This is a genomic window from Synechococcus sp. PROS-9-1, from assembly GCF_014279775.1.
GTDB lineage: Bacteria > Cyanobacteriota > Cyanobacteriia > PCC-6307 > Cyanobiaceae > Synechococcus_C.
Genome location: NZ_CP047961.1, coordinates 1202736 through 1223274 on the forward strand (window position 1 = coordinate 1202736; position 20539 = coordinate 1223274).

The 20539-nt window shown below is 52.9% G+C and carries 19 protein-coding genes; 10 read left to right on the plus strand and 9 right to left on the minus strand.

Annotated elements, in window-relative coordinates; translation table 11 throughout:
- The first annotated feature begins 30 nt into the window (after positions 1 to 30).
- Positions 31 to 1002 carry a solanesyl diphosphate synthase gene (gene sds, locus SynPROS91_RS06325; RefSeq protein ID WP_186515678.1) on the plus strand — a complete coding sequence of 324 codons (972 nt, stop codon included), beginning with the start codon at positions 31 to 33 and terminating at the stop codon, positions 1000 to 1002.
- On the opposite strand, the gene SynPROS91_RS06330 is transcribed toward sds, so the two are convergent.
- A complete protein-coding gene (locus SynPROS91_RS06330; RefSeq protein WP_255439642.1) occupies positions 986 to 1684 on the minus strand; it encodes an HAD family phosphatase in 699 nt (232 codons plus the stop codon). The two genes, sds and SynPROS91_RS06330, sit on opposite strands and share 17 nt — an antisense overlap.
- 97 nt (positions 1685 to 1781) lie before the next feature.
- Between SynPROS91_RS06330 and acs the strand changes: the two genes are divergently transcribed.
- The gene (gene acs / locus SynPROS91_RS06335) at positions 1782 to 3752 is read left to right on the plus strand and encodes an acetate--CoA ligase (protein WP_186515680.1); all 1971 of its coding nucleotides are present in this window, start codon (positions 1782 to 1784) and stop codon (positions 3750 to 3752) included.
- Between the two features lie 31 nt (positions 3753 to 3783).
- On the opposite strand, the gene SynPROS91_RS06340 is transcribed toward acs, so the two are convergent.
- Both SynPROS91_RS06340 and SynPROS91_RS06345 read right to left on the minus strand, forming a co-directional pair.
- Positions 3784 to 4524, minus strand: a complete 741-nt coding sequence (locus tag SynPROS91_RS06340) for a DUF1350 family protein (protein ID WP_186515681.1) — start codon at positions 4522 to 4524, stop codon at positions 3784 to 3786.
- Positions 4521 to 4979 (minus strand): peroxiredoxin, encoded by a 459-nt coding sequence (locus SynPROS91_RS06345; protein ID WP_186515682.1) that lies wholly within the window; start codon positions 4977 to 4979, stop codon positions 4521 to 4523. The genes SynPROS91_RS06340 and SynPROS91_RS06345 overlap by 4 nt, the downstream gene beginning before the upstream one ends.
- A gap of 84 nt (positions 4980 to 5063) precedes the next feature.
- On the opposite strand from SynPROS91_RS06345, the gene SynPROS91_RS06350 reads away from it, so the two are divergent.
- The 3 genes from SynPROS91_RS06350 (at position 5064) to pstS (ending at position 7409) form a co-directional block, all read left to right on the plus strand.
- Positions 5064 to 5855: a 3'-5' exonuclease gene (locus tag SynPROS91_RS06350; RefSeq protein WP_186515683.1), complete on the plus strand. Its 792-nt coding sequence runs from the start codon at positions 5064 to 5066 to the stop codon at positions 5853 to 5855.
- A gap of 112 nt (positions 5856 to 5967) precedes the next feature.
- The gene (locus SynPROS91_RS06355; RefSeq protein WP_186515684.1) at positions 5968 to 6270 is read left to right on the plus strand and encodes a hypothetical protein; all 303 of its coding nucleotides are present in this window, start codon (positions 5968 to 5970) and stop codon (positions 6268 to 6270) included.
- Between the two features lie 134 nt (positions 6271 to 6404).
- On the plus strand, positions 6405 to 7409 hold the full coding sequence (gene pstS / locus SynPROS91_RS06360) for a phosphate ABC transporter substrate-binding protein PstS (RefSeq protein WP_186515685.1): 1005 nt from the start codon (positions 6405 to 6407) through the stop codon (positions 7407 to 7409).
- A gap of 217 nt (positions 7410 to 7626) precedes the next feature.
- On the opposite strand, the gene arsJ is transcribed toward pstS, so the two are convergent.
- Both arsJ and SynPROS91_RS06370 read right to left on the minus strand, forming a co-directional pair.
- Complete coding sequence (arsJ, locus tag SynPROS91_RS06365) at positions 7627 to 8883, minus strand: organoarsenical effux MFS transporter ArsJ (protein ID WP_186515686.1); 1257 nt, start codon at positions 8881 to 8883, stop codon at positions 7627 to 7629.
- Positions 8880 to 9902 carry an ArsJ-associated glyceraldehyde-3-phosphate dehydrogenase gene (locus tag SynPROS91_RS06370; protein ID WP_186515687.1) on the minus strand — a complete coding sequence of 341 codons (1023 nt, stop codon included), beginning with the start codon at positions 9900 to 9902 and terminating at the stop codon, positions 8880 to 8882. Before SynPROS91_RS06370 ends, arsJ begins: the two co-directional genes overlap by 4 nt.
- Before the next feature lie 234 nt (positions 9903 to 10136).
- Here SynPROS91_RS06370 and SynPROS91_RS06375 point away from each other — a divergent pair, with 234 nt between their 5' ends.
- The gene (locus tag SynPROS91_RS06375) at positions 10137 to 10784 is read left to right on the plus strand and encodes a Crp/Fnr family transcriptional regulator (protein WP_186515688.1); all 648 of its coding nucleotides are present in this window, start codon (positions 10137 to 10139) and stop codon (positions 10782 to 10784) included.
- Between the two features lie 78 nt (positions 10785 to 10862).
- Here SynPROS91_RS06375 and SynPROS91_RS06380 read toward each other — a convergent pair whose 3' ends face one another.
- The 3 genes from SynPROS91_RS06380 to SynPROS91_RS06390 form a co-directional block, all read right to left on the minus strand.
- Positions 10863 to 11576, minus strand: coding sequence for a response regulator transcription factor (locus tag SynPROS91_RS06380; protein WP_186515689.1), 714 nt, complete (start codon positions 11574 to 11576; stop codon positions 10863 to 10865).
- Positions 11577 to 11909: 333 nt separating this feature from the next.
- Positions 11910 to 13517, minus strand: coding sequence for an iron uptake porin (locus SynPROS91_RS06385; RefSeq protein ID WP_186515690.1), 1608 nt, complete (start codon positions 13515 to 13517; stop codon positions 11910 to 11912).
- Between the two features lie 382 nt (positions 13518 to 13899).
- Positions 13900 to 14127, minus strand: a complete 228-nt coding sequence (locus tag SynPROS91_RS06390; protein ID WP_186515691.1) for an NAD(P)H dehydrogenase assembly family protein — start codon at positions 14125 to 14127, stop codon at positions 13900 to 13902.
- A 56-nt stretch (positions 14128 to 14183) separates the two neighbouring features.
- Here SynPROS91_RS06390 and SynPROS91_RS06395 point away from each other — a divergent pair, with 56 nt between their 5' ends.
- The 4 genes from SynPROS91_RS06395 to SynPROS91_RS06410 are packed head-to-tail and all read left to right on the plus strand — an operon-like array spanning position 14184 to position 19000.
- The gene (locus SynPROS91_RS06395) at positions 14184 to 14756 is read left to right on the plus strand and encodes a biotin transporter BioY (protein WP_186515692.1); all 573 of its coding nucleotides are present in this window, start codon (positions 14184 to 14186) and stop codon (positions 14754 to 14756) included.
- Entirely contained in the window at positions 14753 to 15241 is a 489-nt protein-coding gene (gene lspA / locus SynPROS91_RS06400) for a signal peptidase II (RefSeq protein WP_186515693.1), read from the plus strand. Before SynPROS91_RS06395 ends, lspA begins: the two co-directional genes overlap by 4 nt.
- On the plus strand, positions 15222 to 17408 hold the full coding sequence (locus SynPROS91_RS06405) for a transglycosylase domain-containing protein (RefSeq protein WP_186515694.1): 2187 nt from the start codon (positions 15222 to 15224) through the stop codon (positions 17406 to 17408). The genes lspA and SynPROS91_RS06405 overlap by 20 nt, the downstream gene beginning before the upstream one ends.
- On the plus strand, positions 17405 to 19000 hold the full coding sequence (locus tag SynPROS91_RS06410) for a YcjF family protein (RefSeq protein ID WP_186515695.1): 1596 nt from the start codon (positions 17405 to 17407) through the stop codon (positions 18998 to 19000). The genes SynPROS91_RS06405 and SynPROS91_RS06410 overlap by 4 nt, the downstream gene beginning before the upstream one ends.
- 90 nt (positions 19001 to 19090) lie before the next feature.
- On the opposite strand, the gene SynPROS91_RS06415 is transcribed toward SynPROS91_RS06410, so the two are convergent.
- Positions 19091 to 20527, minus strand: coding sequence for an aminotransferase class V-fold PLP-dependent enzyme (locus SynPROS91_RS06415; protein ID WP_186515696.1), 1437 nt, complete (start codon positions 20525 to 20527; stop codon positions 19091 to 19093).
- Between the last annotated feature and the right edge of the window lie 12 nt (positions 20528 to 20539).

The window sequence follows — 20539 nt, forward strand, 5'->3', positions numbered from 1 at the left end:
TTTCCTAGGATCTCTGCACCGAGGGGATTCATGGCCACCGTCACCGAGTTGCTGCAGCCGGTCGAGTCGGATCTTGAGATCCTGCTAAGCGACCTTCGCAGCCTGATAGGAGCCGGTCACCCGATTCTCCAAGCTGCTGCTGAACACCTCTTCAGCGCTGGGGGCAAACGACTCAGGCCTGGAATCGTGTTGCTGATTTCAAGGGCGATTTCTGCAGACGGAGAGTTGAGTTCACGCCATCGACGCCTGGCGGAGATCACTGAAATGATCCACACCGCCTCGCTCGTCCACGACGATGTTGTTGATGAAGCGTCAACACGACGTGGTGTTGAGACCGTTCACAGCCGATTTAATTACAGAGTTGCCGTTCTCGCCGGTGATTTTTTGTTTGCTCAGGCGAGTTGGCACCTGGCAAACCTCGACAATCTGGATGTCGTGAAATTGCTTAGTCGCGTGATCATGGATCTCGCCGATGGAGAAGTAAAACAAGGCTTATTTCGCTTCGATACAGGCCAATCATTTGAAACCTATTTCGAAAAGAGCTATTGCAAAACCGCTTCATTAATTGCCAATAGTGCAAAAGCTGCAGGTGTTTTAAGTGACTTGTCAGAACCTCATCTTGAATCGCTTTATCACTACGGCCGTCAGCTCGGTTTGGCTTTCCAGGTTGTCGATGACATACTTGATTTTACTGGCAATGATCAACAACTCGGGAAACCGGCAGCCAGTGATCTCTCCAGTGGATATCTCACAGCACCAGCGTTGTATGCCCTTGAGGAGCGTCCAGCTCTGTCGAGTTTGATTGAACGAGAATTCAGTGGAGAGGGTGATCTTGAAACCGCTTTGGCTTTCGTGCGTGAGTCAGAAGCGATTCCTCGCACACGCGAACTCGCCAAAACGTTCGCCCGAGAAGCTCGCGAATCCTTGGATTGGATGCCCGAATCCCCGTCCCGCACAGCCTTACTCGAGTTACCAGATTTCGTTCTCAGTCGTTTGTACTGAAGCTGTTCCGGAGTTGTTCCTCTCCTTCGCCCAAGCTGGTGATGAGGGTGAGACGGGGATGTTGCATTGCATTTGCATCGATTTCGCTGAGCGCGTCGACCAACTGCCAAACCCAGCAGCCTGCCTCTAAGGCCGACTGACAGCCAGCCTGGGAATCCTCAAACACCCAGCATTCCCCTGGCGACAACCCCAGCCGTTGGGTCGCTAACACGTAGGGATCAGGAGCTGGTTTCCCCGCGCGAAGTTCAGAGTCATCGCCCAACACACGGCTTTGAATTAAATCCAGCCATGGGTGGCCGGAGATTTTGTAGAGCAGAGACGCTTCCTTACTACTGGTGACCAGAACCATGGGTAACTGCTTGGAGCTGCAAAATTGGATGAATTGCTCCGCGCCAGGAACGGCTGGAGCCTCAGCTACTAAACGCCTAGCAATCGGCTCCCGTGCTTTCAGGAGTTCTTCCGCCGAAACTGACTGGGGCAACCATGAGCAAACCAAGTTGGCATTGTCATCGCGGCGACGTCCCTTGAGCAGTTGCAGTTGCTGAAGCGATAAGGATCCGTTGAAGCATGCTGCTGCTGCCTTCCAAGCCTCTGCCTGCAAAGGTTCGGTATCAAGCAGGAGACCATCAAGATCGAACAGGCATGCTTTTGGCGCTGACAAGGATCCAGGCTTTGGCATCATTGCCGTATCACTCTTCTGTGGATTCTGACAACGCGACTGGTCAGGATGCTGAAAGCATCGATAGTGTTGTGCTGTCAGTGCATTTGAGCAGCAGGCGATGAGTGAGGGTTCCACCATTGAGAGCGTGCTTCAAGAAGAACGTGTCTTTGATCCACCAGCGAACCTCGCCAGGGATGCGCGAATTTCTGGGATGGAGTCCTATCGCGCTCTAGCTGAAGCGGCCAAATCCGATCCAGATGCGTTCTGGGGAGAAGCGGCGCGTCGTGAACTGCATTGGTTTGAACCGTTTCATACCGTTCTCGACTGGAACAACCCACCGTTTGCACGCTGGTTTGAGGGGGGAACGACCAACCTCTCCTACAACTGTCTTGACCGTCATCTGAATGGCCCCAAGGCCAACAAGACAGCCCTGATCTGGGAGGGGGAGCCCGGGGATGTGCGCACCTTCACCTACCAAGAGCTGCATGCCGAGGTGTGCCGTGCTGCTAACGCCCTCAAGGCCATCGGAATTGGCAAAGGCGACCTGGTTGCGCTGTACATGCCGATGGTGCCTGAGGCCGCCATCGCGATGCTCGCTTGCGCGCGCATTGGCGCTCCTCACTCTGTGGTGTTTGGAGGGTTTTCTGCAGAAGCCCTGCGTGATCGCCTCATCGACGGTGAAGTGAAAGCGGTGATCACGGCCGATGGAGGTTTCCGCAAAGACAAGCCTGTTTCGCTGAAGCCAGCTGTGAATGCAGCGCTTGCCGATGGTGCATGCCCAACGGTGAAGTCCGTGCTCGTCGTGAAACGCACCGACCAACCGGTGGAGATGGTGGAGGGGAGAGATCAGTGGTGGCACGACCTGGTCGCCAATCAATCGGATGCTTGCGTTGCTGAGCCGATGGCAAGCGAAGACCGGTTGTTTGTGCTTTACACCTCTGGATCAACCGGAAAACCCAAAGGTGTAGTCCACACCACCGCGGGATACAACCTCTGGGCCCATTTGACCTTTCAATGGATCTTCGACATCCGTGACGATGACGTGTTTTGGTGCACGGCCGATGTGGGCTGGATCACCGGACACAGCTACATCGTCTACGGGCCTCTGTCGAACGGCGCCACCACAGTGATGTACGAGGGAGCTCCTCGACCCTCGAAGCCAGGGGCGTTCTGGGAGCTGATCCAGAAACACCGAATCAGCATTTTTTACACCGCTCCCACGGCCATTCGTGCCTTTATGAGGAGTGGCCGTGCGGTGCCTGATCAGTACGACATGAGCAGCCTGCGCCTGCTCGGCACCGTCGGTGAGCCGATCAACCCTGAAGCCTGGATGTGGTATCGCGATGTGGTGGGCGGGGAACGCTGCCCGATCGTTGACACCTGGTGGCAAACCGAAACCGGTGGCGTGATGATCAGCCCCCTCCCTGGAGCGACCCCCACCAAGCCTGGCTCTGCCACCTTGCCCCTACCTGGGATCCAAGCCGACATCATCGATGCAGAGGGCAATAGCTGTGGACCGAACGAAGGTGGATACCTAGCGGTGCGAGCCCCTTGGCCAGGAATGATGCGCACCGTTCATGGAAATCCGCAACGGTTCCGCGAGAGCTACTGGGAGGCGATTCGCCCTGCAGATGGATCACACCTCTACTTCGCTGGTGATGGGGCACGCCGGGATACCGACGGTTATTTCTGGGTGATGGGGCGCGTGGATGACGTAATCAATGTCTCGGGTCATCGTCTTGGCACGATGGAAATCGAATCAGCCTTGGTGAGTCATCCCGCCGTAGCCGAAGCCGCTGTGGTCGGTCGACCTGATGATCTCAAGGGTGAGGGCATCGTTGCCTTCGTCACACTGGAATTGGGACGAGAGTCCAACGACGCCCTCCTTGCGGAACTGCGCGCCCATGTCGGCAAAGAGATCGGACCGATCGCCAGGCCCGACGAGATTCGCTGCAGCGATGCGTTGCCAAAAACGCGCAGTGGCAAGATCATGCGCCGGATTCTGCGCGCTCTTGCTGCCGGTGAAGAGGTCACTGGCGATACCAGCACACTGGAAGACCGCTCCGTTCTTGATCGTTTACGCGGCTAAGCAAACGATCTATAAAGAACTTTCTGAATCATCACTGACGTTCAAGACCGAGTCCCAAATTGCCAATCGATTCAATCAAGGAGCCGATCACCCTGGCTCTTGCTGGATCATCGGCCCAATCTCCTAGGAGCCCCTGTCGCAGTCCAGCACTGGCAGGGGTGAGGTGATCTCCGTTCATGGCAACAAACTGGCTTTGATCACCGGAGCGCTTGCTAAGCGCTTGCATCAGGTCTTGGCTTTGATCCAGCTGATCAGCCCCGAAGCGAATCACCAGGTTGTGAGGCTGGAGGTAATAGCGTTCGATCAAGCGCAGTGTTTCCTCAGGCCCAGGGCTGAATTCCGTCACCACACCAAGGCTTGGCGCGATTGTGCCAAGCAGGGGGATCGACCGTTCAGCGGTGAAGTTGTTGAAGCTCAACGCAGCCATCGCAAGACTGTTTCGCCCTCCATCCGGGGCCAGCAAATGCAACTTGCAGCCCAGGCTGTGACCCACACGCACCGGAACGAGATCTTTTCCTAAACGCTGATTGAAGACTGAGCGACAGGCGCGCAGGGCCTGCCAACCTTCTCGCGCCTGCAGCTGATGGTCGAAACCTGGTACGTAACTCCAGGCATGCACTGCAAGCTGACGGGCAGCCAATCCTTCCAATAGACGCCGGTAACTGATCTGGGGATTGGTGGCTAAGTAGCTGCCCCCAATGAATTCAATCAGTCCTTGCGCTGAAGCAGGCCAGAGGCACCAGCAACCCTGTTGTCGCTGCCAGCGGCTCATCCTTTTGACAGCCCCTTCACGATTCGCTCGGCTTCACGCACGTGCGCAGGACCATCGAGCATGTTGTTGAAAATATGGCGAATCGTGCCCTCTGCATCAATCACATAGGTCACCCGTCCTGGAAGCAATCCGAGAACTTTTGGAACCCCGAAACGCGTACGCAGTCGTTGTCCCTGATCACTGAGGAGGGGAAAGGGCAATTGATAACGCTGGGCAAATTTTCGATGGCTTACAGCATCGTCACTGCTGACACCCCAAACAACAGCTCCGAGAGCCTCGAAAGAAGAGTAGGTGTCGCGGAAGGCACACGCTTCAGCAGTGCAGCCAGGAGTGTCGTCCTTGGGGTAGAAAAACAGCACCAACACCTTGTTTTGCAGCTCATCACGACGACGCAGAACGCCGTCTTGATCTTCGAGGGCAATCTCTGGTGCCCGGTCTCCGATCGTGAGAGCCATAAAGGAAATCAAGAATTGGCGGCACCCTAGGAAGCAGCTGGGGCGAGACGGGAGAATGGTTCTAAGAACGAGCGAGCTGGAGTGATGGAGTCAGACGCTGTTCCGGGGCAATTGAATCTTCTTGGGGAATTCCAGATGGAGGAACCGGAACCTCTCCCGATACAACAAAGGGAAAGGCTCGATGAATCCACAGCACAAACTCTGTTGATCATTGATACGGAAACCTCTGGCCTCGATCCAGATGCGCATCACTGCCTCGAAATCGGGGCGATTTTGTTCGATGTCCCAAGCCGGCAGGTCCTGGCCCAGATGTCCTGCTTGTTGCCTGTTGAGTCCAATGCCGCTGAGGCCATCAATCGCATCCCCGCAGCCGTAACGCGCTTGCCGCAACCCTGGAAACCAGGACTGGATTACTTCCAGGAGCTGCTGAACGCTGCTGATCTGCTGGTTGCACACAACGCGGCCTTTGACCGGCAATGGTTGGGCAGGGGCCATCTACCTGCCACAGATCTGCCCTGGCTCTGCAGCATGGAAGACATGCGTTGGCCAAAAGATAAGCAACTCAGATCACGCCCTTCAGTTCGAGACTTGGCATTGGCCTACGAGATTCCGGTTTGGGCAGCCCATCGAGCTCTCAGCGATTGCATCTATTTGGCCGAAGTGTTCCGCCGTTGCGATCAACTTGAACAACTGATTGAAAGGGGACTAGAACCACGCTCCTTAATGCGAGCTCAGGTCTCCTATGACGATCGCCAGCTCGCTCGTGAAGCGGGATTCCGCTGGAATGATCCGGTGAAAGGAGCCTGGACAAGGCGTCTCAGCGCCCGTGAAGCGGAAGAACTGCCATTTGCAGTCGTGCAGCAAGACGAGATTTAACGTCAACCATCCATTTTTATTTCAGCAATCCGAAGCCACGTAGGGGATTTTTCATGGGAGAGGTTCACGGCATCAGGCTGTCAGTACGGTTGTTCTCTACCTTCGGCCCAGCGTGCAGAGACCTCTCAGCCACTGCGAATTGCGGACCTTTGATCCCTTACGGCGTCGTTTGAGGCGCTGGCAACAGGTGCGCACATGGGCCCGTTTAATCCGAGAAGCAGAATCCCTTTGGCACGTGGATGTTCGCGAGTTAAGACGGCTCGGGGCCATTGAACTTTCACAATTGGTCGAGGAGGTTCCTCAAATACAACGCACTCGAGTGAACCGCTGGCTCAATCGCTACGACGTTGCAACCCGTTTGATTTGCCCTAAAAACCACGAAACCGCTCGCAGCAAAAACACTCACAAGCCATGACCCTGGTGATCAGCTGCTGAGATCCATTGATTCAGAGGGAGGGAGAGAAAGCCAACAGATAACCAGTCCTTAATGCTCACTTTAATTGCGTATGAAGATCAACTCTTAAAACAAACGAGCAGTGATTTCGCAGCATGCGTCGTCCTTTCATGATTCGCTCATCCCTCACTCTCATCGGTGTAGCTGCAGGCCTCAGCCTTGCAGCATGTACCAGCACAGAAAACAGCAACAGCAACATTGAAGGGACACTCTCTGCAGCAGGTGCTTCCTTTCCCGCTGCAATTTATCAACGCTGGTTTTCGGACCTAGCGCCACAAGGAATCGAAGTCAATTATCAATCTGTAGGCTCTGGAGCAGGAGTACGCCAATTCACAGCAGGAACAGTCGACTTCGGGGCTTCTGACAAGCCAATGAAACCCGAAGCCATTGACAAAGTGAGTCGAGGGGTCGTTCAGATTCCGATGACAGCTGGTGCAATCGCCGTGGCTTACAACAACTCAGACTGTGAACTGAAGCTAACGCAAGATCAATTATCCGGAATCTTTTTAGGCTCGATTAAAAACTACAGCGAGCTGGGTTGCGATCCAAAAGCCATCAAGATTGTTCATCGTTCCGATGGATCGGGAACCACCTACAACTTCACCAAGCACCTTTCAGCGATTAGTTCTGAATGGAAAGATAACGTAGGCGCTGACAAATCTGTCCAGTGGCCATCAGGAATTGGAGCCAAAGGAAATGAAGGGGTGTCCGCTCAACTTCAACAAATCGATGGTGGCATTGGCTATGTCGAACTTGCCTATGTGAAAGGAGACCTGCAAGCAGCAGCTGTTCAAAACGGCTCAGGAAAGCAAGTTTTGCCCACCAACAAAACTGCCAGTGAAGCACTGGGATCGATCGACCTCGGGCCAGATCTGATCGGTGGCAACCCAAACCCTATGGGTGGATATCCAATCGTGACGTTCACATGGGTGCTGGCCTACGCCAACGAGAATGCTGAAAAGCTCCCTCTGCTTCAGAAGACCTTCAACTACATGCTCTCTGACGAGGCCCAGTCCAAAGCTCCAGAACTTGGCTATGTTTCACTTCCTCCAGAAGTAATTAGCAAAGCCAAAGAAGCGATCAGCACAATCAAGGAGTAATTCTTCGTCGAATAACGACCGAGAATAAAACTCATAGGGGGGAGGAGTCATTCTCCCCCCTATTTTTATGATCAAAAATTGGCTACATGAGGAATTGCAGGATGCCCTGCCTGCTACAAAGTCATCACAAATTACATCAGAGAAATGAACATATATGCATCCTTTAAAATAGTAAAATATATAAAAATCTATAGATACAAAAAATCAATAAAGAGAATTACACAGACTGGACAGGATTAACACAATGTCTAGGCGGAAGCGGTAATTTACAGCTGGTCAAAAAGGCCAAACTTACAAGAAGGCAAGACATCCACAAACAAGCCTCCATTCCCCCTAAAAGAAAAACAGCTCCAGATAATAAGGTGCCCGTTAAACGGCCAGCTGCATTCGCCATGTAATAAAAACCAACGTTAAGGCTGACGTTCTCGGAATCGGTGTACGAGAGCACCATGTAGGAGTGAATGGAGGAGTTCATTGCAAACACCACTCCAAAAACAGCCAGTCCAGCGGTGATGGCAATCGACACATCAACTTCGCGCCAAAGGGCAACAGCGATGAGGGCCGGTACCGCAGTTAATAAGGCACTCCAAAACTGCAGGGATGAGATCCCAGGTGGAGTGGTCTTACCCCAAAGACGACGTAAAGCAGGAGCGGCCCCCTGGACGATCCCGTATCCAATCACCCAAAGGCCCAGAAAACCGCCGATCTCCCAGAAGCTCCAGCCCAAAGACGCCTCTAGGAAAACAGGCAAGGCCACCACAAACCAGACATCTCTAGCCCCAAACAAGAAGAAACGAGCCAAGGACAGGACGTTGATCCCCTCAGATTTAGAGAACAGTGAAGACAACGAAGGCTTGTCCTTCATCTTGCCGAAATCAGCAGGTAAAACCAAAGTTGGCAGGAATGCAAATGCCAAACCGGCCGCCATCCAGCCAACTGCATTATTGAAGCCGAAGGATGTGAGAAGCACCCCACCCAGAAAAAATCCGACTCCCTTCAGTGCATTTTTGGACCCAGTAAGAATCGCAACCCATTTAAAGAGTTGTGATTCACCCGTCTGTGCGTCATCTGCATTCACGGGAACAACAACCTTAATTGCACTTTTAGCACTCATTTTATTGAGGTCCTTTGCAATGCCACTGATTGCCTGAGCCACCATCACATAGCTCACACTCAACAACTTGGGCCAACTAGCAGCCACAGGTATCAACATCAACAACGCAAAAATCTGCAGCAACGTGCCAACCCAAAGCGTGAGACGTAACCCATAACGAGCACCAATCAAACCACCATAGAGATTGGTCAGGATCCCAAAAAACTCATAAAAGAGAAACAGAAATGCAATCTCAAGGGTGGAATAGCCAAGTTCATGGAAGTGAAACAACACCAGCATGCGCAAGGCGCCATCGGTAAGAGTGAACGCCCAGTAATTGGCTGTCACGACGCTGTATTGTTGCAGCGAAGAGAGCCTCATTCCTCGAGGGAGACCACATGGCATGCCAGATCTGCCATTCGTGAGCTATACCCCCACTCATTGTCATACCAGGCATAGATCTTGACTTGAGTACCGTTGATAACCATGGTCGACAACGCATCAACGATGGTGCTGCGATTGTCATTGACATAATCAACTGACACCAACGGACGGGTTTCATAGCCAAGAATGCCACGAAGTTCTCCATTGGCAGCAGCCTCAAAGGCTCCATTAATATCCTCAACACTCACTTCCTTCTCAAGCTCAAACACTGCATCAGTGAGGGATGCATTCAAGAGTGGAATCCTCACCGCATGACCATTCAACTTTCCCTCTAATTCAGGAAAGATAAGACCGATAGCTTTTGCTGATCCTGTCGTAGTTGGGATCACACTTTGAATGCAGGATCTAGCACGTCGCAAGTCATTATGAAATCCATCCACAATAACCTGTGTGTTAGTAACATCGTGCAATGTAGTAATCGAGCCATGCTTAATGCCGAAGCTGTTATGAACAACCTGAACAATGGGTGCAAGGCAATTTGTCGTACAAGAGGCCGCCGTTACGACACTATGCCGATTGGGATCGTAGAGCTGATGATTAATCCCATAAACTATATTGAGGATCTCTACATCATCAACAGAACCTTTAACTGGGCAAGCAACAAGAATTCTTTTTAGTTTTAGAGCAACTAAAAATAATTGGAGTGAATCTGATGTTTTAAATTTACCACTACATTCCAACAACATCTCTACCCCAGATTCAATCCAAGACGCACTGACAGGATCACTCTCTGAGCTGTATCGCACTTCCTTGTCGCCAACGAGGAAGCCCATCGAATGGGGTCGAACCTCATGTTGCCAGCGTCCATGAACAGAATCGAAGTGAAGAAGGTGGGCAGCAGCAGCCGCATCCCCAGCACAATCGTTCACATGAACAATGTCAATTCCGGGTCGGCCCCATAGAGCACGAAAAACGAGCCGACCAATCCGGCCAAAACCATTGATGCCAATGCGCATCGAAGTTGAAGAAGAGATGACACCATTCATACTCAACAGTTGGATGCGCTGTGTTTAGAAAGGGTTAAAGCATTCGACAGGACAGGTAAAGATTTCCAGCATTCCCACGGTCACATGGCTTAAGAGAGGCATCAGCTGTGGAGACAAAAACCCTTAAACAAACCATTACCGGCTCTTTGCTCAGTGCTGAATCAGGCTCCATAGGGTTGTCTCACACCACGAGCACATCGCGAAATGGTTTGCACGCCTAGCAGCTCCAGCGGATTCCTCGGAGATCTAGAAAACAGCTATCGACGTCGCTCCATTCATTTCGATTCAGGAGTAAAAGTTCCCTTACTCCCAGATCATATTTGGATCGTTGTACGAGGCATCGTGAAATTAAGTTGCCTCAACGAGCAAGGTGATGATGTTTTGCTTGCAATTGCAGGACCAAACGAACCTTTTGGAGATCCATTAACGCATCTCGATCTGTTCGAGGCCACAACTCTCGATCACTGCGACTTACTTGGTCTGTCGATTCAAGATGTGAATACAACGCCTCATCTGAGCAGCAATCTGATGAAGGCAATGATGCAAAGAACCCGACAGTCGGAAGCTCTGATCGCCCTATTGGGTCTGCGTGGTGTTGAAAATCGTGTAAAAAGCTTTTTAGAGCTGTTAGCAGAAGACTATGGTCAGCCTTGCGATCAAGGTCTCAAACTAAATTTACGGCTAACCCATCAAGAAATAGCAAGTGCTGTAAGCACAACCCGAGTCACAGTCACGAAGGTGCTAGGACAACTCAAAGAGAGTGGTTGGATGCAACATGACCACCAACAAAAGATTATCGTAAGCCACCTTCCGAGTAGAAATACAAGTCAAAACAAAAAGATCTTAGCTTAAGCGAAGTCTTGAGCATAGATACATAACGAATATATAACAACCAAGACTGATATTAATTGCATACAATACAGCAACTAATCAACAGAATCGGTAGCCAAAACCACGAACAGTGAATATTTTCGCTGGACTAGAAGGATTGACTTCAATTTTTTCACGTAACCAACGAATATGAACATCAACAGTTTTTTTGTCGCCAATATAGTCGACACCCCATATCTGATCTAGCAACTCGTCTCTGCTCCAAACTCTCTTAGGGTGTTGCATGAAAAGCTCAAGGAGTTTAAATTCCTTAGGTGAAAGTTTAATATCACAACCATCACGAGCAGCCCTACATTCATCAGGAAAAAGCTTGAGATCGCAACACTCAAATTTTTCAGCAACTAGTGCCGCTCCACTTAATGGATGTCGCCGCAAAAGGGCTCTACAACGAGCTAAAAACTCACGATAACCAAATGGCTTCACTAAGTAGTCATCGGCACCAACTTCAAGACCCATTACACGATCAGCTTCCGTATCTAAACTACTAATCATTAAAATAAGAGATTGATTATTTTGCATTCTAAGTTTTCTACAAAGATCAAATCCACTGACCCCAGAAAGCTTCCGATTAAGAACAATCAACTCAAACTCTTCATTCTGTAACAGCTCCCATGCAAGCAGTCCATTGTCCAAAGATTTAACATCAAATCCCTCTTCCTTGAGAACTCCACAGATACGGTCACGAGCTTCTTCATCGTGATCCACAACCAAAAGACGGGCGGCATTGGAGATATCAAAAAAATCTGTTGTCATGCAGATTTGAACACCTTAAAAAATCCCTTAGGGAATACCCCATTTACTGTAGCCAAAGAGCTATTCCTCTGCAGCTCTATGTCCACCCGTCTCGAGATGGAAGGGCAACAAGCAGGAAAGAGCAAGTGAGCAACAATCGATCCAAAAAGCGTTGCTTCACCCCACTGAAGAGATGGGATGCGACACCGTTGCATTCACAGACATTGATATACATCCGTGATATGCAATAGGGAAAAACAAATCAATAATCGAATAGCAAGCAAAAAAAGACCCCCAGCAAAAGCGGAGGGTCTAAAATTAACAAGCTAACTTGAGATTAATCTCAGACAACGATTAGAACTTAAAGGTTGTTTGAACCAATGCTCCAAAGATATTGAATTGGCCGTCATCGCCGCTTGTCGTCGTCGCTGTACTCTGCCCGTTAGGACGAGACAGATAGAACACTGCTGGGGTAACAGTGATGTTATCGGTCACCTTGTAGTTGTAATACAACTCGAAGGCATAGTTGCCATCATCGGGATCAGTATTTCCCTTAAGTGCAGTAGCAAATGTAGGCTGACCAAAGGCGAAGCCCAGGTCATTGCCATCGATAAATACATCGTCCCACTTCAGACCTGTAAACCAACTCTGAGAAGTGGTGTAGGTGCCATCTGCAATATTATCTCCCACAACTGTGTTCATCGCCCAACCGACAGAGACAGAAGGAATGAACCCAGGATCCTCAGGCTGCCAATACGCATTTAGCGCGAAGCTATTGGAGGAGCGGCTCTCGTTGTTGTGACCAGTCGTACAAGGAAGGTTGTAGTCACCGCTCTTGACGAACGTAGTAGAACGGCGCATGCCTGACTTGCACTGACCATATCTATAAGCAGCCGCTGCACCGTACTGACCATTACCCCAACCAATTTGAGTAAGGATATTGGCACGAGAGTTATCAGTCATAATCCCACCTGCAGTGGAATCAGAATTATTACCTTCACCAGCATCTGCAACATAGTTGGCACTGATGCTGAAACCAGGATCGCCCTTGGCAACTTTTTGTTTCCAATACGCAGCAATTAGAGAACCTGTTTCCTTGTTATAAACACCTGGAACACCTGCTACAGCAAAGAAATCGAGAATCTTTGCACCACCTTTATTGTACTTGGAAGGCCACATTGCCAAGGATTCAGTATTCCTGGCCAAGGGACCAACAATAAATGTGAGTTCCTTACCGACAGGGAATTTGTAAAACAGCCGATCAATAGTTACATCATCTGATGTGCCAGATGCGGTATCCAAGGCAGTTAAATTATTGCCATCTCCAGCGAATGCTGCGTTATCAAAGTTACCAGTACGAAGACGAGTCCGGAGTTTGTCCTTGCCTGTGAAGCTGGTATCGAGAGTTAAACGGTGGTCATAATTGAATGTGACTGCACCATATCCTTGGTTGTAAGTATCTGTATCAGTACTATCTCCACCAGCATTAACACCACCAATCACGAAAGTGGCTTTGCCTTTCAGCTTGGTAGTGGTGGAGAACTGCTGAGCTTCCAGTTCACCAACTTTGGCTTCAAGTCCGTCAACACGGCCCTTGAGGATGGCGAGTTCTTTTGAGAACTCTCTCATCAGCATCTTCAGCTCGTCGGTCACTTCAGTGACGCGGTCGAGACATGCGTTCAACAGAGCAGCCGCTTCAAAGCGGGTCATTGCCCTGTTACCGCGGTAAGTGCCGTTGGGGTAACCAGCAACACAGCCGTAGCGCCCGATCAGGTTGCTAAGAGCCTGATAAGCCCAGTCGGTTGGGTAAACGTCTGAAAACTGAGTGATGCTGGTGACTTGCTCGCCTGTGGCGGCGTAGTCAGATACACCGTTGAAGTTCAGCTCAGTGGCGTTAGCAGCCATAGGAGCCAAAAGGCCCAAGGCAGCTGGGGCCACCAGCAGTTGACGGAAGAGTTTCATTTCTGGTCCTCACACCAAAAAATTAATTCGGGAATTAACCCGCAAACAAATTATTCGACCGGCAAATAATGCTCTGTATGCAGGGCACCAATAGGATGTATCCAAGACTACAAACGCTTCAGTCACGCATCCTTAAGGGATTTTTAGCCAGCATTAACTTCCTCTTAACTTGGCAATAACTAACTCAGCAAACTTTCAAGCAAAAGAATCCTTAGCGACATAAACAATTGTTTCACCAGGCCAGAACAAGAATTCGTTATCTTTTAACCATCCGGTTCCTTGATCAGGGAATTGGGTTAGTTGCTATTGAGCTGAATGCCAGAGTTGGTTTGATTGAACGCATGGACTGCTTCGCTAAATAAGCAATAAGTTGGATTCGTCCTTAACTTTGGTCCTCAGATCCAGCGGGACATAAACGATCAATCGGAATTAAAAATGTGCCGCGACGGAAGCGAACAGCGGCAATTTCGAGCGGATGGAGAGCAACCACAACCCCTGATTCATCACTGCCAACGAGATCGGACGGGCGAAGCATTGGCATGGGGTCTGCCGTTTTGAGATAGGGCATCGGGCTGATCAGTTGGACTTGGTCACCGATGGAAACGGTCATGACACCTGGGCAATCACCCTCTCCTACAGCAGGATGGGGTCAGCTGTTATTTGCCCGTGCGGGCTCTTGCCACTTGGAGCGGCGCGATCGCGGGACTGCTTCTGATCCTTGTGGGAAGTTTGATCCCGGCTGCCGTCCTGGTGCCGGTTGCAGAACTTCCCCCCCGATTGCTGAGTTTGCCCAGCACCTGGCAAGTGCCGGCACTGTTGTTATGCGCTCTTGTCTGCGGCCCACGATCAGGCGTGATAGCAGCGGTTGCGTACATCACCGTGGGGCTGGTTGATTTTCCCGTCTTTCATGACGGTGGAGGTCTTGGCTATGTCCTAACTCCCGCCTTTGGCTATCTCGCAGGCTTTGTGCCAGCAGCCTGGCTCACGGGACGGCTTGCGCATCAGGCAGGGATGAACAACTTGGCACGCCTCACTTTGGCTGGCATCGCTGGCGTGGCCACGATTCAGCTCTGCGGAATTCTTAATTTGCTACTCGGTGCAGGTTTGAGCCGTTGGACTGAATCCCTACCTGAATTGTTATTCAGCTACAGCCTGGGCCCCTTGCTTGCCCAACTGTCTCTGTGCGTCGCAATCTCTTTGATTGCGCTTCCGATTCGTCGTCTGCTCTGGATCGAATGATCAGCCACAGCAACCGACTGATCCGGCGTCGCACAGTTGTGGTGATCAGCCTGTTGATCCTTCTGCTAGATCAAGCGTCCAAATCTTGGGCTCGATCCCACCTGCTTCCGAATCTGTCGCAGCCGTTCCTACCCGGATTGCTGCAGTTACGGCTCGTACGCAACACCGGCGCCGCCTTCAGCATGTTGAGTGATTCCACGGCCCTGCTCGGACTGCTCAGCTTGCTCGTTTCGATGGGGTTGCTGGTTTGGGTCTGGCGATCCAAGCGACTTGATCTCTGGTTAGGTCTGGCCCTGGCCTGCCTGCTTGGAGGAACACTCGGCAATGGCTTCGACCGCTGGCAACTGGGATATGTCACCGACTTCCTGGAGCTGGTTCCCTTCCGTTTTCCCATCTTCAATGGCGCAGATATCGCCATCAACCTCGCCGTTCTCTGCTTCGCCATCGACGCTCTCTCCCAACGCAATGGACAAGCGAAATCCTGACGGCCCGTCTACAGCCCAACTGATCATTCATCAGAGAGATCAGGCGGGTCGAACCATTCCATTGCATGGCGATGGCTATCGGATTGGACGCGATGGTCCTCTGGAAATCAGCATCGATCATCCGGCCGTCAGCCGGCAACATGCGTTGCTGCAGCGCCAGGGGCGGCAGTGGTTCCTTCAGGATTTGGATTCCACCAATGGCTTGTGGTGGAAAGGCCGCCGGGTGTCGCAGCTGGAACTGCGCGATGGAGACGTCGTTCTGTTTGCGCCAGCTCAAGACGAAACGGCACCCTTTCTGCATTTCCATGACGCAGCCGGACGACGACGACATCGGATCGAGCGCTGGTTGGGCCTGCTCTTGTTGGCATGCCTGGGTGGAGGAGGGGCACTGCTGTTGCTGTCCAACATCACCATGCCGATCCGCGGGCAACTAGCACGCGTGCGCGGTCCGGTGGCCATCTACGACGGCAATAACCAACCACTAACCTCCGTTGACTCCAGTCGTCATCGCGAGCTCAAGTCGGTGAATGGGTTCTCTCCCTTGCTGGTTGATGCTCTGCTGAGCAGTGAAGACAACCGCTTCTGGTGGCATCCAGGGGTCGATCCCATTGGCACGCTGAGAGCCTTCAGCACCAATTTGATGAGCGGGAGGGTGTTGGAGGGAGGCAGCAGTCTCACGCAGCAATTAGCTCGCAGCCTTTATCCCCACTACGTGGGAGATGGAGACACCTTGGCCAGGAAATGGAAAGAGCTGCTTGTTTCCTTGCAGTTGGAAAGTCGCTTCAGCAAAAACCAGTTGCTGCTGAGCTATCTCAATCGCGTGTACCTGGGTGTTGGTTGGGGATTTGAAGATGCTTCACGCGTGTTGTTTGATCAATCCGCAGCAGATCTAAATATCCAGCAAGCAGCACTTCTCGTAGGTCTGTTGCCATCACCCAATGGTCACGATCCCTGTCAGTTTCCCCAGCTCGCACTAAAAGCACGTAATCGGGTGATCAACAAAATGGCCGATAGTGGTCGACTCTCCTTGGAGCAGGCGCGACTGGCGCGTCGCCAACCGATTCAACTTGCAACCGAAGCCTGCAGTCGGGAACAGGTCAGTCGATCGGCACCGTTTTACACCGATCAAGTGCGCCGAGATCTCACAGAGCTCGTGGGTCCTGACGTGGCGGATGAAGGAAATTTCTTGATCGAAACGCACTTAGACCCTGTTCTGCAATCCGTGGTGGAACGCCAGTTGAGCGGTTTGTTGACCAACAATTCAACGCTTGGCGTTCAGGAGGGGGCCGCTGTTGTGCTCGACAGCCGCACTGGCGGGGTTCTCGCCATCGCCGGAGGTCGTGACTACAACTCGAGCCAGTTCAACCGTGCCTCAATGGCGTTGCGACAACCAGGGAGCACCTTCAAACTCATCACTTACTTAGCTGCCCTAGAGCAAGGACTGAAACCCAACGACAGCTTGGATTGCACCCCCCTTCGCTGGGGAGGGCAACGCTTCGCCAGCACCTGTTCGGGCCAACTGACCCTGGCCAATGCCTTCGCCTCAAGCCACAACACCGCAGCGCTGCGCTTGGCCCAACGCGTGGGGCTGGACCAGGTGGTGAGCTTGGCGAAACGCTTGGGAATCTCAACTCCCTTAAATCCAGTCCCGGGGCTAGCTCTTGGACAGAGTGAGGTTCGCTTGATTGAACTCACCAGTGCCTATGCCGCTGTGGCCAATGGCGGCATCTGGCAACCTCCCACCACCATTCGTCGGATGGTCGATGCGGAAACCTGTCGCTTAGACCGACCCAGTGCCTGCGGCAGCCTTAATGAAGGTGGCGGAGCTGGAGATGGCAGTTCTGAACGAAGCAGTCAGCGCCTAGCGTCTCGTCGTGTGCTGAAGAAACAGACAGCTCTGCAAATGCAGGGCTTATTGCGAGCGGTCATTCGCAGCGGCACCGGGCGTGCCGCCTCGCTCGGCCAACAAGAAGGGGGGAAAACAGGAACCACAAACGATGGGCGTGACCTGCTTTTCATTGGCTACGAGCCGAGTCGGCATTGGGTGCTGGGAATCTGGCTGGGCAACGATGACAACAGTCCTTCAGCCAGTTCCAGCGCCCTCGCAGCCTCTCTCTGGAGTCGCATCATGCGTGCCGCAGGCCAAGGCGCTTTGGTGGGTCAATGAAGGGATCCAATCGCCTGATCTTGTTTGGAGCAGCTGGGCTGATCGTCCTCTTGGTGCTTGGCCTGGTGCTCCAGGCCATTCGCAATCTGCTCTGGGATCTCAGTTACATCCTTCCGCCCTGGCTTGTAGGTCCAGTGCTGCTCATCGGCAGCATCTTGGTGATTGCGTTCGTGGTGCAGGTTGGCTGGCCCGTGTGGAAGAGATGGAAAACTAGTCGCGGAGCAACAAAAGCCAGCACCACAGCCCCTTTGCCGCCTGGGTCGCGTCGTCAAGCTGCTGAACAGAGTCTGGAAAGCATTGATCGCCTGCTGGAGCGTCTCCAAGACGATGTCGCCCGGCAAGCTCTGCATCTGGAACGCGAGCGCGTGGCGCGTGAATTGGCACGCGGCGATTTAGTCGTGGTGGTGTTTGGCACAGGCTCCAGTGGGAAAACATCCCTGATTCGTGCCCTCCTCCAAGACATTGTTGGGCGGGTTGGAGCACCGATGGGGTCCACAACCGGCAGTCAGACCTATCGGCTTCGTCTCAACAAGCTGGAGCGCGGTCTGCAATTGGTCGACACTCCTGGAATCCTTGAGAGCGGACTGGATGGAAGAGATCGGGAACAAGAAGCCCGTGAACGCGCCAGCCGGGCCGACTTGATGCTGGTGGTGGTGGATGGTGATCTTCGCTCTGCCGAATGGGATGTGGTTCGCAGCCTTGCGGGCTTGGGAAAGCGCTTGATGTTGGTCTTGAACAAATGCGATTTACGAGGAGAGGAGGAGGAGAAGCGTCTACTGGCCTTGCTGCGCGGACGTTGCAAAGGCCTGCTGTCTGCTGAGGATGTCATCCCAACCAGTGCCTCTCCCCAATCCTTGCCAAGACCCGGCCAAAAACCTTGGCAACCTCCAGCTGAGGTAGCGGTTTTACTCCAACGAATGGCCGTGGTGCTCCATGCCGATGGCGAAGAGCTGTTGGCCGACAACATTCTTCTTCAATGCAGGACGCTGGGCGACAAGGGGCGATCGCTCCTCAACCGACAGCGTCAGGCCGAGGCTCGACGGATCGTGGACCGTTACACCTGGATTAGTGCAGGCGTCGTGGCAGCCACACCCCTACCCGGCATCGACTTGCTTGGCACTGCTGCGGTGAATGCCCAGATGGTGATGGAAGTGGCGAAGGTCTACAACGTGCAGCTCACACGTGCCAAAGCGCAAGAATTGGCCGTCTCGGTGGGGAGAACCCTGGCAGGGCTCGGAGTTGTGAAAGGTGGTGTTGCCTTGATTGGCACGGCACTTAGCGTGAATCTGCCCACCTTGTTGCTAGGGAAAGCTGTTCAAGGTGTTGCTGCTGCATGGTTAACGCGGATCGCAGGCGCCAGTTTCATCACTTACTTCCAGCAGGATCAAGATTGGGGAGATGGTGGCATGCAGGACGTTGTGCAGCGGCACTACGACCTCAACCGACGCGATAGCGCCCTCCAACGATTCCTCGACACCGCTCTCAGAAAGGTGGTGGAACCACTGCGGCAAAAGGCAAAGAAGCGCTTACCGCCCCAACCAGGGCCTCGGGCGGGGGAGGACGCATCGGGCCGCGGGCATCAAGAACCGTGATCAGCCCCAAATAGGCCACACCTATCAGCACAGACACAATGCCTGTGACGATGGCCACCCAGCGGCCGCGTTGCTGCTTTGGGGCAGCCATCAGGGCCGATCCTCCACGGATTGATTCAGAGCTGATGCAAGTTGGTCCAGCAAAGCGTGATCGGTATGCGGGTTGCCAAGAACAGCCTTGAGGAAATGCCGCCCTTGATGGAGCGGTCTCGACACCATGATGCCCTGGCTAAGCAAGTCCCGGCGTGTGTCGATCGACCAGCGTTCGTGCTGCTGCGCCTGTCCGCGTTGAGGCCTACAGGCGAGCACATGCAAAGGTCCCGTGAGAATCATCAGCCTGTTGGGATCCAGTTGCTGCTGGAGATACTCACGTCGAGCGATCGCTGCAGACAACAGCTGTTCAATCCCTGATTCACCGAGTTGGCGCAAGCCAAGCCAGAGTTTGAGCACTTCCGCCGGCCGACTCCCCTGCAGACCCAGTTCTCCACCGTGATCGTGCTCGACGGCAGGCTCCATGTAGGGAAGGCCTGTGGAGAACGCATCAGCCAGAACGGCGGCCTTGCGAACCAACAGAAGGGATGACGTCTTCGTGATGCCAAGAACTTTCTGGGGATTCACAGTGATCGAATCAGCACGTGCAATCCCATGGAGCAGATGGGTGGTAGTGGAGCTGAGAGCAAAAACCGCACCGATCGCCCCATCCACATGCAGCCATAGGCCCAAGCGTGCGCAAAGATCAGCCATCGCAGAAACGGGGTCGATGGCGCCCCGCACCGTGCTACCTGCTGTGGCCACCACTGCGATACAAGGACGTCCATCTCTTGAAAGTGTTGCCAATTCAGCCTCGAGCTGCTGCAGATCGATGAGCCCTTGCTCGTCCACCGGGATGGCACGAACTCCGTCGCTTTGAAGCCCCATCACGCGCGCTGCCTTGTGCCAGGACACATGCGCATCAGCACTGACCACCACCACGGCCTCTGGATTGTGGTCCAAGCCGACGTGATGACGAGCAGAAACCAAGGCGATCAGATTGCTCAGCGTGCCTCCACTTGCCCCAACACCAGAAGCCCCTGCAGGGAAGCCAAGGCGTTCAGCAAACCAGGCGCAAAGCTGCCGTTCGAGATGACTCAAACTTGGCGACAGCTCCTCGGCCAGAAGGTTGTTGTTCAGTCCGGCGCAGATCAAATCAGCGGCGATTGACGCACTCAACGGAGGCGGATCGAGATGGGCAAGCGCCCCGGGATGGGAGGGCTGAAATGCACCATCCATCACCTGCTGAAGGTCATCCAACAGTTGCTGCATGTCGCGACCATGGGCCTGCGGAGCAGCATCTGGAAGCACCCGAAGTGCTGGAAGTGGACCTCGCTCACCCGCCGAACCGATCCAGCTGCATAAGCGCTCGGAAGCACCCTCCAAAAACTGAAGGAGTTGAGGGTCAAGCGCATCGGGCGAAGCAAACGCCGACAGAGCTACCGGTTCAGGATTGCTTGAAGATCCAACCAAGAAGACAAGATGGGGAGTGATCATTCTCCCCTGTGG

Coding starts and splice junctions, on each gene's coding strand:
- sds (WP_186515678.1), top strand. CDS start 31: ATGGCCACCGTCACCGAGTTGCTGCAGCCGGTCGAGTCGGATCTTGAG.
- SynPROS91_RS06330 (WP_255439642.1), bottom strand. CDS start 1,684: ATGATGCCAAAGCCTGGATCCTTGTCAGCGCCAAAAGCATGCCTGTTC.
- acs (WP_186515680.1), top strand. CDS start 1,782: ATGAGTGAGGGTTCCACCATTGAGAGCGTGCTTCAAGAAGAACGTGTC.
- SynPROS91_RS06340 (WP_186515681.1), bottom strand. CDS start 4,524: ATGAGCCGCTGGCAGCGACAACAGGGTTGCTGGTGCCTCTGGCCTGCT.
- SynPROS91_RS06345 (WP_186515682.1), bottom strand. CDS start 4,979: ATGGCTCTCACGATCGGAGACCGGGCACCAGAGATTGCCCTCGAAGAT.
- SynPROS91_RS06350 (WP_186515683.1), top strand. CDS start 5,064: ATGGAGTCAGACGCTGTTCCGGGGCAATTGAATCTTCTTGGGGAATTC.
- pstS (WP_186515685.1), top strand. CDS start 6,405: ATGCGTCGTCCTTTCATGATTCGCTCATCCCTCACTCTCATCGGTGTA.
- arsJ (WP_186515686.1), bottom strand. CDS start 8,883: ATGAGGCTCTCTTCGCTGCAACAATACAGCGTCGTGACAGCCAATTAC.
- SynPROS91_RS06370 (WP_186515687.1), bottom strand. CDS start 9,902: ATGCGCATTGGCATCAATGGTTTTGGCCGGATTGGTCGGCTCGTTTTT.
- SynPROS91_RS06375 (WP_186515688.1), top strand. CDS start 10,137: ATGGTTTGCACGCCTAGCAGCTCCAGCGGATTCCTCGGAGATCTAGAA.
- SynPROS91_RS06380 (WP_186515689.1), bottom strand. CDS start 11,576: ATGACAACAGATTTTTTTGATATCTCCAATGCCGCCCGTCTTTTGGTT.
- SynPROS91_RS06385 (WP_186515690.1), bottom strand. CDS start 13,517: ATGAAACTCTTCCGTCAACTGCTGGTGGCCCCAGCTGCCTTGGGCCTT.
- SynPROS91_RS06390 (WP_186515691.1), bottom strand. CDS start 14,127: ATGACCGTTTCCATCGGTGACCAAGTCCAACTGATCAGCCCGATGCCC.
- lspA (WP_186515693.1), top strand. CDS start 14,753: ATGATCAGCCACAGCAACCGACTGATCCGGCGTCGCACAGTTGTGGTG.
- SynPROS91_RS06405 (WP_186515694.1), top strand. CDS start 15,222: ATGGACAAGCGAAATCCTGACGGCCCGTCTACAGCCCAACTGATCATT.
- SynPROS91_RS06410 (WP_186515695.1), top strand. CDS start 17,405: ATGAAGGGATCCAATCGCCTGATCTTGTTTGGAGCAGCTGGGCTGATC.
- SynPROS91_RS06415 (WP_186515696.1), bottom strand. CDS start 20,527: ATGATCACTCCCCATCTTGTCTTCTTGGTTGGATCTTCAAGCAATCCT.